Consider the following 14,480-nt stretch of genomic DNA (forward strand, 5'->3'; position numbering starts at 1 on the left):
CTTTTGGGTTAGGTAATGAAACCCCGTTTACATTTTTCATGACAAATCAATTTACAGGCATTCCCTCTTCAACGCTGGATTTTCTTACGAATCTGAAAGGGAACAACAATCGCGACTGGTTCAATGCGCATAAGGAATACTTCCTTGAACAGCAGGCTCATATAGAATCTTTCGCTGACCGACTTCTCGCAGAAATGAACCTGCACGATGTGATCGAAACCCCCTCGGGCAAAAAAAGCCTTCATCGGATCTATCGAGACACACGCTTCTCAAAAGAAAAAACGCCCTACAAAACCAACTGGAGTGGCAGCCTTTCGCGAGCCACGGCGCAACGACGTGGCGGATATTATTTCCACATCGAGCCCGGCAACACCGTTCTGGCCGGTGGCTTCTGGGCACCCAATGCGGCTGATATCAAACGCATCCGTGACGACATCAGCTTTAACCCCACACCCCTCCGTAAAATACTGACGCATATTCATTTCATAGAAACCTTTGGCACGTTACGGGGAGAACAGCTTAAAACGAAGCCGAAGGGTTTTGACGCTAACGACGAGGCCATCGATCTGCTTCGGTACAAACAATTCCTGTTGATCAGATACTTTACCGATGAGGAAGTACTTGCTCCTACGTTTATAACACAGGCCAATGAGACCTTCAGAAATATGCGGCCATTTTTTGATTATATGAGTGAAGTATTGACAACAGATGCCGATGGGTTACCGGCTTGATCGGTCTCGGTGTTGTCTTCATTGTTGCCACCAATTCAATCCCTGGTTGAATTCCATTCCCTCCAGCATGTAATTCAAAATTGGCTCACATTTCTCCCGGCATGCCGGATAGAAATGTCCGTGTTTCCAGGTAGCGGATTTTGGCGATAACCCCCACCAGAACTCCGCCATCGCGATCGGGGTCATTCGATGCTGGAAAGCGTATTGAAGCAATTTCGGCGCAGCACATTCACCTGCCCCGGCGGGCGGATTCTGATACGATTTTTCTTCAAAAATATCGCGTAACCCCTTTTTGTCTCCTGCCCTGTTCAGAAATTGGTATTGATCAAAAATCCTATTTTGTAAAGCAACCGAGAAGCGCTTACGTCGCGTCTTTATCGCAAGAACCTGTTGTTCAAACGTCTCCGGGCGCTCGTCTTCGAGTACTCCGATCGCCTCATTCATTCGGGCAAGTTGAGTCATGCCCGAATTCAAAAAGCCCCCCTCCTCCATGCCGTCAAAAATCGGAGGAACAAATTTAGCATGATGGTTTCGACCACCCAACTTACCCGAAAAGGCAGCCAGGTAGCCGATTTCGTTTTGTTGTGTCCGGATCACCAGAATACCAAACATCTTGCCTACCACGGGTCCTGCCTGCTGCCCCAGGCCAAAATTATGTATCCAATCCTGCTGGTCCCGGAGGTGTGACTGTAGCTCGGCTACAGCAAGCAGGCTGATGGGGTCTGGTTCGTAACCGAACGGAGACTTGAACGTTTCGGGTAATACATAGCCAGCCAGCGACCTTGAAAAGGAATTGAAAATGGGACTTTGAGAAGATGACAATGGTTTCAAAAATAGATTCTTAAAGACTTTATTTGCGTTTTCGCCAGTCCTTAAGGTAGCGCAGCAAGCGTATGGTCGGTTTTATTTCAATTCGCCAGGATTTATCTATCCTGAATACAACGTCGCAAAGTTAGATAATTTCCAGGCAGTAATAAAAGCCGTTGTTATTTAAATCATAGCGCGATAAGGGAGCTACGGATGGATAACCGTCATGCTTACAGGCTCAGTATGATGACGGTAAGTGTTAGCTTTGATCTGCATCGCTCAAAATAACCCTGGGACGAAATTAGATAAAACGCAGCTAACCGATTATAGAAATTCCTAACCGATCAACGATTATGGTACTCCCCATCAGCAGAAGAAATGCGCTTCGAAATCTGGCATTATTGGCTCCCACTGCATCTGTCGCAGGAGCGTTTATTTCGCCCACCACCGAACCATCAATCCCCCCCACTGGTAAACTCAAATTGAGCCTGAATGCTTACTCTTTCAATAAACCCTTGATGGATGGAAGCATGAAACTCGATGATCTGCTTGAATTTTGCGCAATGCAAAATATCGATGGCGTAGACCTGACCGGCTATTATTTTCCTGGTTATCCGGTTGTGCCGCCGGACGAATTCCTGTACGAGCTGAAACGAAAGGCATTCAAACTTGGCGTGGATATCAGTGGCACGGGCGTGCGGAATGATTTCACAAATCCGGATGCTGCAAAGAGAAAAGAGGATATTGACCTCATTAAAAACTGGATCGTGTGCGCCTCCAAGATCGGCGCACCGGTTATCCGTATTTTCAGTGGTACACGCATTCCGAAGGAGTACGACTGGCACACGATTTCGGAATGGATGGTAAAGGACATAAAGGAATGTGTAGCATTTGGAAAGGCGCATGGTGTGGTGGTCGCTATCCAAAACCACAATGATTTCCTGAAAACAGCCGAAGAAACGATAGACATCGTCAAAAGAGTGAATTCCCCCTGGTTTGGATTGATTCTGGACATTGGCAGCTTTCGAAAAGGCGATCCGTACCCGGAAATAGAGCGGTGCATTCCTTATGCCGTTAACTGGCAGATCAAGGAGCTCGTCTATGTGAATGACCGTGAAGAAAAAGTAAATCTGAAAAAACTTTCTAAAATCATAAAAGCCTCAACATACAGAGGTTATTTACCAATTGAGACCCTCGGACCGGGAGACCCCTTCGTCAAAGTACCCATATTCCTGAAAGAAGTGCGGGAAGCAATGGGGTGAACGGCATACTTCTTCGTCATCAACGCGGTACTTGTAACAATCAATAGCTACTTCCGGTTGGTTCAGGTTTGAGAAAACCTGACAACGGCAGAAAAAAATGGCTTAATTTTAATTGTCAATCAGACAAGTATGTAACTAAATCAAAAATCAGTATCTATTTTAATCAATCAATTCCATCCAATGGATTTTCATTCAACTTTAAAAAGCATTTTCCCAACGGAAGAAGCAATTCCTTCAGAGTTTCGACTTCCTTCGGAGATTCATCAACGAGAGTATCTGAGCAATGGTGAAATGAAACAATGGAACGGCCCCGTTCACGAAGTTTACTCTCCCATCTGTGTGCAAACCAGCACCGGACTGGAACGTAAACTGATCGGAAGCTACCCGGTTTGTACCGAAAAGGAATCTCAGGAATCACTGGATGCGGCTGTGGCAGCCTACAACAACGGACGAGGCGAATGGCCTACCATGGGGGTTGCAGAGCGTATCCAATGTGTGGAGCATTTTACAGGGAAAATGATCGAGCAGAAAGACATCATTGTAAAGCTCATCATGTGGGAAATCGGGAAGTCTTTTGCCGACTCCAACAAGGAGTTTGACCGCACCGTTGAATACATCTACGCCACGATTGATTCGCTCAAGAATCTCGACCGGGATTCGTCTGGTTTTAAAATCGTGGATGGCATAGCCGCCCAGGTTCGGCGTTCGCCATTGGGTGTGGTACTTTGTATGGGTCCCTTCAACTATCCGTTGAACGAAACCTTTACCACACTCATACCGGCGCTGATCATGGGCAACACGATTCTTTTCAAGCCTCCGAAATTTGGAACATTGTTACATTATCCCCTGCAGGAAGCTTTTAAAGATTGTTTTCCAAAAGGCGTCGTGAACATTATTTATGGCCGTGGCAATACCATTGTGCCCGGATTAATGCAGTCTGGTAAGATCAACGTACTCACACTCATTGGTTCCAGCAAGGTGGCCAATGAATTAAAGAAACTACATCCTAAGGTTAACCAGTTACGGGCAGTACTGGGTTTGGATGCAAAAAATGCTGCCATTATCACTGCCAATGCCGATGTCGACCTGGCTGTTCAGGAAGTAATTTCCGGTTCTCTTTCATTTAATGGTCAAAGATGTACGGCATTAAAAATTGTGTGGGTTCACCGAAGTGTAGCAGATGCATTTCTGGAAAAATTCAATGTGGCCGTAGGCAAGCTAAAATATGGTATGCCGTGGGAAAAAGGGGTATCTCTCACTCCATTGCCCGAAACCAATAAAATAGAATACCTCAATAGCTGCATTGCCGATGCGGAAGTACATGGCGCAAAAGTGATGAATGAAAACGGTGGATCTTCGGCAGCTTCCTTCTTTTATCCGGCGGTGGTATATCCTGTAACCCGCCATATGAAACTCTATCATGAAGAGCAGTTCGGTCCCATCGTACCTGTGGTACCGTTCGATGACCTGGAAGACACCATCGAGTATCTGATTGAAGCCACGCACGGCCAGCAGGTAAGTATTTTCAGTGAAGACGAAAATGAAGTAGCAGCCTTAATTGATCCGGTGGTCAATCAGGTAAGCCGTGTCAATATCAATTGTCAATGCCAGCGCGGACCGGATGTTTTTCCATTTACAGGACGTAAAGACAGTGCGGAAGGAACCCTTTCCGTGGCAGACGCGATACGTTCTTTTTCAATACGTTCGCTGGTTGCGTTTAAAATGAATGACAGCAACAAACATCTGATCAATGAAATCGTAAATAACAACAGCTCCAATTTTCTGAGCACGAAGTTTATTTTTTAGACTGTTCTCGAAGGTTTTGAACCACCTTAGTTACCTAAGATAACCTAAGGTGTTCTTAGGTAACTTCGGTGGTTCATTTTACTCGGTCTGAGTACGAAGTGGAATCTTCAGATCGTCCTTCCAGGATTTTTGAACCACCTGAGCGACCTAAGATAACCTAAGGTGTTCTTAGGTAACTTAGGTGGTTCATTTTACTCGGTACTGAGTACGAAGTATATTTTTCAAAGCGCCCTTCCAGAATTTTTGAACCACCTTAGCAACCTAAGATAACCTAAGGTGTTCTTAGGTAACTTCGGTGGTTCATTTTACTCGGTCTGAGTACGAAGTGGAATTTTCAGATCGTCCTTCCAGGATTTGAACCACCTTAGCGACCTAAGATAACCTAAGGTGTTCTTAGGTAACTTCGGTAGCGCATTTTACTCGGCACTGAGTACGAAGTGGAATTTCCAGATCATCCTTCCAGAATTTTTTGAACCACCTTAGCGATCTAAGATAACCTAACGTGTTCTTAGGTAACTTCGGTGGTTCATTTTATTTGGTATATGCTCAGTTTAAAGGCTTCAATACGATACTGCCGCCCGCTTTACATTTGAGTTCAATAAATTCTTCACTGTCACCAGCGGACGTGGTGATATTCTTAGCGGCAATCGTCTTCCATTTACCATAAGGCAATTTCACCAGGGTAGTTCCCTCCTTCTCCGCAACGATCTTCACCTCCGCAAGCTGTCCGTTTGTTTTTTTAGCACTTACCAAAAACGCACCTTCAGTCCGTAACTGCTCAAATGCCACCTCTTTCCAGTCAGCAGGAACCGCAGGCATGACTTCTATAAATCCGGCGTAGCTTTGAATGAGCATTTCCTGTAGCCCGGCCGCGAAGGCAAAATTACCTTCCAGGGTAAAAGGTCGGTAGGTGAATTTGGACAAGCCTGATTTGGTCTGATCGCCATTCACATGAAAGCTATTGGGCAGACAAAAAGCTTTGGCAAAAATGGAAAGATTTTTGGCTGCACCTTCGCCATCCTTGGCGCGGGCCATTACACTTGCCATCCAGGAATAGGAATAGCCGCACCACCAATCCGGCCCCACCTTTTCCAAAAGATTTATGGTATTTTTAATGGTTTTCTGCGCCTTGGGCCCATCTTCCCATTTTATCAGCCCGAGCGGATGAATGGCCATAAGGTGCGAAAAATGGCGATGGGATTCTGCATATGGCAACGACGGCGCAAACATCATTTCATCATTTTCAGACAACGCATAGGTATCAAATTCAGATAATATATCATTCCAATGCGCTGCTTCGTCGGGTTTACCGAGCTCTACCGCCAATTCTTTTCCAGCTCCAAAGGCAAAGCGCATCAGTGCAAGATCATAATTTGTGTTTTGCAGAAACCAGGCTTCCAGGCTGTTGTTCTTAATCTCCGGGCTCGAACTGATTGGCAATTTTCTCTTTCCTTTCTCGTCCTTCACGGTAATTTTCTCAAGAAAAGTACATACTTCTTTCACCCATGGATACGCCCTGGTTTTCAGAAAATCTCTATCCATGCTGTACCGCCACTGCAGATAATAATGCTGTGCAAGCCAGGCAGATACCGTCGGCGAAAGCGAATATTGTATCCAGCCTCCCATTTCGGTACCGTCCAGCGTGGTGACGCCGGGCACTGCCAGTCCATCCGTACCAAAATACAATTTGGTGTATCGTTTGTAATTTTCCAGGTTTTCGTCCAGATGGTCAAAGTAACCCAATCCCTCCTCAAGGTGATTGCCGCTGTAACTTGGCCAGTAGCTTAGCTGGGTGTTCAGGTCGTGATGGTAATCGCCCTTCCATGGCGGGATCCTGCCATTATCTGCCGTCCATACCGCTTGCAATGAAATTGGGGGTGCACCACGCCTTGCGGCCGACCCAAATTTGTATTGCTCGAGATACCACTGCTTTTCGATAACGGGATCCGGGACATGTACTGCCGACTGAGCCCAGAATTTGTTCCACCAGGCGGTGTGACTTTGAAAATCCTTGGCATACCCTCTTTGCATTGCTGCTTTGGTCAGTACCGATGACACAGGATTTAGTTTTGTATTGGGATACTGGGACGAAATACTCCACGTGCCTTCGATGACTCCGGCACCGGGTGACCTCCACTGAACAGTAATTTCATAGCTGAATCCGCCCCAGCCTTCCTGCCTGTACGTAATGAACTGCCCTTTTTGCTCAATACTTCCCTGCTTGTAACCCAGGCGGGCCAGATCATCTCCTACCAGTGAATTTACCTCTTCACCTTCCTTCACCACACCCTGGTATTTTGGTGCAATCAACTGAGGAACCAGATCGGCCTTCACATTTTCGAAGCGAAACCATCCTACCGGCTCGTTGGCATGAACGAACGTTTTTAAAGCCTGACCATTTTCCCATTGCACCTCGCACAGAGCCCTGGATACGTCCAGGCGCACCGATTTCACCTTCGGAGAGCCCGGAATCTTGAATTCCAAAGCACCTGCAGGAATCTTGGAAGGTGCCGGCTCCCTGTCGTAGGGGGCGTCAAAAAATTGCTGAACAGGCTTGTAGTCCTTTTTGGCTACCTGCCCCTGTACCCATTTGTAGCTAAACTCCTCCCTGTGAAGGCCGGCCATAGGTCGCATATCCCAAATATCCGCGCGATCCAGCGAAAACCTGAGGTTGTCCCCATTTTGCCAGATCAATGAACCCACTGTTGCATTTCCCAAAGGGATCGCTTCATCCCAGGTAGCGGCCAGTTTGGTGTAGGTAAGATCGTGTTTCGGAAGCGGCTGAGCCCGAGCCGCTAGGCAGGCAAGGATACAACAAATCAGAAGTGTCAATTTGTACATAAGGTTGAAACGGATCAGGGTGTAGGACGATGATTCAAAAATAGGCAGGAATTCCTTTGAAAGGAATAATGTCCGTTTTTTTTGAAGCAAAGCAAACCCTTTTTCCCCTCTCATTAGGATGTTCCCGGCTCCAAATCGTATCTTTGCACCTTAATTTAAAGCAGCATCATGATCGTTTTCGCAAGAAGCTTCAACGGCAGTATCTACGCCATTCACACCGAACAACAATTCTCCAAAGAAAATACCGAAAAACTCAATTGGCTGCTTGATGGCCAGGTATTGACAGACAATACTTTAAGTGGCTTTTTCAGAGGTCCTCGTAAAGAAATGCTTACACCATGGGCTACCAATGCGGTAGAAATCACCCAGAATATGGGCATTACAGGCATCCTCAGGATTGAAGAATTCTTCGTAGCTGATGGTGCGGATGATGCACACGACAAGATGCTGGAAGTCATTTACGATGGACTGGACCAGGAAGTTTTTGACATTCACCTTCTGCCGCAACCCATCCGTTATATTGAAGATATTGCCGCATTTAATCAGGAAGAGGGTTTGGCTCTAAGCCAGCAGGAAATCGATTATCTGGACTCGGTAGCTGTAAAAAATAATCGTAAACTGACTGACTCTGAAGTATTCGGCTTTTCGCAGGTGAACTCGGAGCATTGTCGTCACAAAATTTTCAACGGTCGGTTTGTAATCGATGGTGAAGAAAAGCCGTCTTCCCTGTTCAAACTGATCAGAAAAACAACGGAGACTAATCCAAACAAAGTCGTTTCGGCGTATAAAGACAACGTTTCTTTTACCAAAGGACCGGTGATGGAGCAATTTGCACCAGTAACGCAGGACAAGCCAGATTTTTTTGAAATAAAAGAGGTTGAATCTGTCCTTTCCTTAAAGGCTGAAACACATAATTTCCCAACCACCGTTGAACCCTTCAACGGAGCTGCCACGGGTTCTGGTGGAGAAATCCGTGACCGTATTGCCGGCGGAATCGGCAGCGCTCCATTGGCCGGAACCGCGGTGTACATGACTTCCTACTCCCGCCTGGAGAATAACCGTGGATGGGAAAACGGGATGAAAGAGCGCGAATGGCTGTACCAGACTCCAATGGACATCCTGATCAAGGCTTCCAACGGAGCATCCGATTTTGGAAACAAATTTGGCCAGCCGGTAATCAATGGTTCCGTTTTCACTTTTGAACATGAAGAAAATGGCAGGCGATTCGGTTTCGACAAAGTGATCATGCAGGCGGGTGGTATTGGCTACGGTGTGTTGAAAGATGCATTGAAACAAATACCTGCCGAAGGTGATAAAATCGTGGTGATGGGGGGTGATAATTACCGGATCGGAATGGGCGGCAGTGCCGTTTCGTCGCTGGATACCGGCGCTTCCAACAGTGCTATAGAGCTGAATGCAATCCAGCGTTCGAACCCTGAAATGCAGAAACGCGTTTACAACGCCATTCGGGCCATGATGGAAAGTGGAGAAAACCCGATCGTTTCCATTCACGACCATGGCGCGGGCGGTCACCTGAACTGCCTTTCGGAGTTGGTTGAAAGTACAGGTGGTAAGATTGACCTTTCCAAATTGCCCGTCGGAGACCCTACGCTTTCAGCCAAAGAAATTGTTGGCAACGAGTCGCAGGAACGCATGGGACTGGTGATCAATCAGCGAAACCTGGATGTGCTTCAGGATGTGGCAGCCAGAGAAAGAGCTCCGCTATACGTAGTTGGAGACATTACCGGCGACCACCAGTTCACATTTGAATCATCATTAACCGGGGAAAAACCAATTGACTGGCCCCTGGAAGATATGTTCGGAAATCCTCCGAAGACGATCATGAATGATGATACCCAGACGAGTTCGTTTGAGGAGATAACATTTGACGAAGAAAAAATAAACGAATATCTGGAGGCCGTGTTGCAGCTGGAAGCCGTTGCCTCCAAAGACTGGCTGACCAACAAAGTGGACCGTTCTGTAACCGGTAAAATCGCTCAGCAGCAAAACGTTGGGTCATTACAGTTGCCTTTGAGCAATTACGGAACAATGACCCTGGATTATCGTGGCAAAAGTGGCGTGGCCACCGCAGTAGGTCACGCACCTACGATGGCACTGATCGACCCCGCAGCGGGCTCCCGGATAGCCATCGGTGAAGCACTTTCCAACATTGTTTTCGCTCCTATCGAAGGCGGCCTGAGCGGTATTTCGCTGAGTGCCAACTGGATGTGGCCATGCAAAAATAAAGGCGAAGACGCACGGTTGTATGCGGCCGTAGAAGCCGTAAGTAATTTTGCTTGTGAACTTGGGATTAATATTCCTACGGGAAAGGATTCCCTGTCCATGACCCAGAAATACAAGGATGGCGTGGTATACGCTCCCGGCACAGTCATCATTTCGGCATCGGGTGAAGTAACTGATGTTCGCAAGGGGGTAACGCCAAATCTTTTGAAAGAGGCTGGAACCGAGCTGGTATACATTCCACTCACCCAGGTACCGCTATCGCTTGGCGGGTCGTCATTTGCTCAGATATTAAACAAGCTGGGCACAGAAGTTCCGGACATTACCGACGCGGCACAGTTTAAAAAAACATTCAATGCGGTCCAGGAACTGCTTGACCAGAACAAAATACTTGCCGGACACGATGTGTCAAGTGGCGGCTTGATCACCACTTTGCTGGAAATGTGTTTTGCAGAAAATGGTATTGGTATCCATGCAGAGTTGGCAGTTTTGGAAGAATCGAGTTTGGTAAAATCGCTCTTTGCTGAAAATCCTGCTTTGGTAATACAGGTGCGCGACGCATGGCAAATTGTAGAAATGCTGGCTCAAAAAGGCGTTTCGGCCTCCATTCTGGGAACGGTCATCGACGATACTTCCCTTACGGTACTTTTGGGAAGTAAAGAGATCGTGTTTGACATACCCGCCTTTCGTGATGTTTGGTACAAAACTTCCTATCTATTGGATGAAAAACAAACGGCTTCCGGATATGCCAAAGAGCGTTTTGAAAATTACAAAAACCACGGACTCGAATTCAAATTGCCGGAAAACTTCACGGGTTCACTCGACGCCTACGGGATCGGCCACGGTCGTAAAACGAGCACCGGAATCAAAGCAGCGATCATCCGCGAAAAGGGGGTTAACGGAGACCGGGAAATGGCCTATGCCATGTGGCTCGCAGGATTTGATGTGAAGGACGTGCACATGACCGATCTAATAGCAGGCCGTGAGGATCTGAGCGATGTTCATTTCATAGCCTTCGTGGGAGGATTCTCCAACAGTGATGTTTTAGGTTCAGCCAAGGGATGGGCCGGCGCATTTTTATATAACGAAAAAGCGAAACTGGCCCTGGACAATTTTTACGCCCGACCTGATACGCTCTCCCTGGGTGTGTGCAACGGATGCCAGCTGATGGTACATCTGGGACTGATTTACCCATCGCATGAAAAACAAGCCAGGCTACTTCACAACGGTTCGGGCAAGTTTGAGTCGATCTACCTGAATGTGGACGTGACGCCCGATACGGAATCGGTGATGCTCAAATCGCTTTCCGGCTCGAAGCTGGGCATTTGGGTGGCACACGGAGAAGGTAAATTCGAATTCCCCTTCCCGGAGGAAACGTACAACATCGCGCTGCGTTACAGCCATGGCACCTACCCTGCCAACCCCAACAGCTCTCCGTTCAATACGGCAGGAATTGTTTCAGACGATGGCAGGCACCTGGCCATGATGCCGCACCTGGAAAGGACTACTTTCCCCTGGCAGTGTGGCTACTACCCCGAAGAAAACAAAAACGATGAATGCACACCCTGGCTGGAAGCTTTTGTCAATGCCCGCAAATGGGTACAGGAACAGACGAAATAACGTGGTTGTATAAAAGCAAAAAGAGCCGCATATTGAAAGATAGCGGCTCTTTTTTGGGTCAAAAACATCCTGCGCACCTATCACTGAAAAACCTCATACCTGGATTTTGATATACAGATCATCCTTTAATCTTATGATCAATTAATCGGATCTTTTCCTTAGCTGATGGACAAAAAACGGCTAGCTGGTATTCTACGCCCACGCCCAGGCTTTTCCCGAAATTCTCATCAACATAGAATCCGGGCTTGAAATAATCTCTCTGGGTCAGCATGTTTACCCGGCCGTTTCTTTTGGGAATAGCCGGGAACAGAAAAATGTTCTTGTCATTATAAGCTACCAGGTAAATTCCTGAAACAAAATTTCCCATTTCCGGGTAGCTATCCGAATTGACAACCAAACAGTTACCGACAAATCCGTGGCAATTTTTGCTCTCTGATATTTGAATATCTGAAAGTGTCTTCCCATTTTTGAGCGCCTCATGGTCAAGGTCCTGGAATGGTTTTGCAAACGCAAAGACGGGTTTCGCCTTACTTTGGATTGTATCACACACGGCCCGGCTAGCCCCTTCATAATAGGCAGTGTGGCGGTAAATCACCCACTGATGATTTTTATTAAAGTTATATTGTCCGGCCAGAAGCACTGATTTGAAATTGGCCAGTTTGCCGTAAGTAGCATAATAATTGAATGCCAATAAAGAAAAGCTGAAAACCCCAAAGAGCCAACCTATTACCGTTTTTCTACGGATGGCCATGAGGCACCAAATATATACCAGAATAAAAGCGATCATTGAGTATATTTTGTAGCGACTCGACAACGTATTCACACTTTCACCCGACGTTCGAGAATAGGCCATGGACAATGCCGTCAGCGCAAAAAATGCCACCATGCCCAGCCAGGCTATTTCTGGCACCCGCTCTTTACCATTGCGAGACCTGGCACTTTTGCCAAAGAAGAAGTGATATACCCCAAAAAGTGTGATCACCGTGAGCAAAATACCGAAGATCACACCGGGTATATTGTTCGGTTGAAGGGGCATATTACTATTTTCAGTAGAATCCAAAATGCCACCCAAAAAGGAAAACAAATTATAAAAGAGATAGCTGGGATGCTGAAAATGGGCCGAAAAGCTGAATGCATCGGTCGCACTTGCATTAAAAAAATTGTGAAAATAGAAGGCCACGCCACTAACCATGATGATAAACCAAATGACAGCCCGTCGGTATTGCTGCTGAAAAATAAGGATGAAAAGACCGGCAACGAAAGCAAACATGCCGTTTCCAAACGAAAATGTAGCAAGCAAAGCCACACCCAGAGCAGCTACAAATCTCCCCCTGGACGGATGGGCAAGAAGGTAAGCAGTAAGCAAACCCATCAAGCATACTGGCATATACACCGTACAAGCCCCGGCCCAAAGATTCCCCTCATACATAATCGGGCTGAAAAGGGTTAAGACAACTGGAATAAGGTAATACATGGATACACCAAGTTTCAGCAGCATTTTCCTGAACAAAAGCACAAATCCCACCAGGCTAAGATTCCCCAAAAAGATAATCGTTACAAAATTGACCTGACCGCCATGCAGCGCGTAAGAGGCCAAAGCGCTGAGCCTGGAAAAAACAATACGGTGTTCGACCCATTGCTGAATGAGCAGCTGAAACCGTTCCACCACACCAGAAGCATCCTGAAATTGCTGGGTAAAAAGCAACAGACAATACATGTCGTCACCATTGGGAATATTTACGGAATTTTTAAGAATTAAGAAAAAAAAAGAAATGATTATGGCTGCACAAATCGAAAGGGGAAGAATCCTGTCAAGTTTCATCAGTGTTGTTTTAATTGGGCTCAGAATACTTCTTCGTCCGGCCTGGGGCTGCAAAATTACACAAGTTACAGGCAAAAAAGGAGAGCCGGATCAGTTGAAAAGCAAAACAAGATCACTAACAAGCTGAAAATCAATGAAAAATTCGTAAGAAGAATTAGGATGGCAGTACAAAATACAATCATTTTTTACTGTTGTGACAAACACAATGCTAAACCCCACCAGGTTGCCTCAGCTAAAATAATCAACCAGAATTAGCCCACGGGTGATTAAATAAGCCGCATTGAATCCTTTGTGCAGAAGACCATCATTCCATTTTTAACTCAATTCTAATGAAGCCCATCGATAGAAAACAATTTTTGAAAGAAATATCCATACTAACGGGGGTATCCATGTTATCCCTTGATGCCCTCGCATTGGAGCCGGAATTAAAAAAATCAAAGATGAAACTCGGGCTTGTCACTTACCAATGGGGAAAAAACTGGGACGTACCTACGTTGATCAAAAATTGTTCGGAGACAAAAATACTGGGTGTGGAATTGCGTGTAGAACATGCGCATAAGGTTTCCCCCGAACTTAGTAAGGCGGAACGTCTGGAAGTACGAAAGCAATTTGCCGACAGCGACGTCCAGATCGTCGGGTTGGGTACCAACCAACAATATGATTATCCGGACCAGGAAAAGCTTAAAGCCTCCATTGAGCGTACGAAAGAATTTATCAGACTGGGTGCTGATATCGGTGGGTCTGGTGTGAAAGTAAAACCCAATGCCTTACACAAAGATGTTCCTGTTGAAAAAACGTTGAAACAAATCGGGGAGTCGCTTCATGAACTGGCAAAATATGCGGCAGATTTTGGCCAGCAACTTCGACTTGAGGTTCACGGAAAGGAAACGCAGGAGCTTCCGAATATCAAAAAGATCATGGACTATGCCAATCACCCTAACGCGAAAATATGCTGGAATTGCAATAAGGAAGATTTGAACGGAAACGGATTTCAGTCAAATTTTGAACTTGTAAAAAACCGATTCGGAGATACCATTCACGTACGCGAAGTAAATAATACCGATTATCCCTACAAAGAGTTGCTATCCAACCTGATCAAAATGAACTACAAAGGCTGGGTGCTCCTGGAGTGTCACACAGATCCTGCCGACAAAATTAAGTCCATGCGGGAACAAAGGGCAGTATTCGACAAAATGGTAGCAGAACTCAGCTGATAAATTCCTTTTACAACTGTGTGCCGGATCACAACACACCGGCACACCAGTATGCAATCGCACATCCGCCCCGCCCGGTCCCATTTCACATCCGCCCGGCGGCCCGGTCACATCTCACAACATCTCACTTCTCACT

8 protein-coding genes are annotated in these 14,480 nt (G+C 46.4%); 5 read left to right on the plus strand and 3 right to left on the minus strand.

The window, feature by feature from the left end; genetic code table 11:
• The first annotated feature begins 38 nt into the window (after positions 1-38).
• Positions 39-731, plus strand: coding sequence for a DUF2461 domain-containing protein (locus tag DYADSP32_RS08295; RefSeq protein ID WP_149243164.1), 693 nt, complete (start codon positions 39-41; stop codon positions 729-731).
• An 18-nt stretch (positions 732-749) separates the two neighbouring features.
• On the opposite strand, the gene DYADSP32_RS08300 is transcribed toward DYADSP32_RS08295, so the two are convergent.
• Positions 750-1,562 (minus strand): pseudouridylate synthase, encoded by an 813-nt coding sequence (locus tag DYADSP32_RS08300; RefSeq protein ID WP_414617621.1) that lies wholly within the window; start codon positions 1,560-1,562, stop codon positions 750-752.
• 329 nt (positions 1,563-1,891) lie between these two features.
• On the opposite strand from DYADSP32_RS08300, the gene DYADSP32_RS08305 reads away from it, so the two are divergent.
• Entirely contained in the window at positions 1,892-2,800 is a 909-nt protein-coding gene (locus DYADSP32_RS08305; protein ID WP_149243162.1) for a sugar phosphate isomerase/epimerase family protein, read from the plus strand.
• Between the two features lie 180 nt (positions 2,801-2,980).
• On the plus strand, positions 2,981-4,606 hold the full coding sequence (locus DYADSP32_RS08310; RefSeq protein ID WP_149243161.1) for an NADP-dependent glyceraldehyde-3-phosphate dehydrogenase: 1,626 nt from the start codon (positions 2,981-2,983) through the stop codon (positions 4,604-4,606).
• 546 nt (positions 4,607-5,152) lie between these two features.
• Here DYADSP32_RS08310 and DYADSP32_RS08315 read toward each other — a convergent pair.
• Positions 5,153-7,447 (minus strand): glycosyl hydrolase family 95 catalytic domain-containing protein, encoded by a 2,295-nt coding sequence (locus DYADSP32_RS08315; RefSeq protein ID WP_149244923.1) that lies wholly within the window; start codon positions 7,445-7,447, stop codon positions 5,153-5,155.
• 168 nt (positions 7,448-7,615) lie between these two features.
• On the opposite strand from DYADSP32_RS08315, the gene purL reads away from it, so the two are divergent.
• Entirely contained in the window at positions 7,616-11,308 is a 3,693-nt protein-coding gene (purL, locus tag DYADSP32_RS08320; RefSeq protein ID WP_149243160.1) for a phosphoribosylformylglycinamidine synthase, read from the plus strand.
• A 118-nt stretch (positions 11,309-11,426) separates the two neighbouring features.
• On the opposite strand, the gene DYADSP32_RS08325 is transcribed toward purL, so the two are convergent.
• Positions 11,427-13,130, minus strand: coding sequence for a hypothetical protein (locus tag DYADSP32_RS08325; protein WP_149243159.1), 1,704 nt, complete (start codon positions 13,128-13,130; stop codon positions 11,427-11,429).
• Positions 13,131-13,459: 329 nt separating this feature from the next.
• Here DYADSP32_RS08325 and DYADSP32_RS08330 point away from each other — a divergent pair, with 329 nt between their 5' ends.
• Positions 13,460-14,344: a sugar phosphate isomerase/epimerase family protein gene (locus DYADSP32_RS08330; protein WP_149243158.1), complete on the plus strand. Its 885-nt coding sequence runs from the start codon at positions 13,460-13,462 to the stop codon at positions 14,342-14,344.
• Positions 14,345-14,480: the final 136 nt, after the last annotated feature.

The sequence above is a fragment of the Dyadobacter sp. 32 genome, assembly GCF_902506755.1.
Classification (GTDB): domain Bacteria; phylum Bacteroidota; class Bacteroidia; order Cytophagales; family Spirosomataceae; genus Dyadobacter.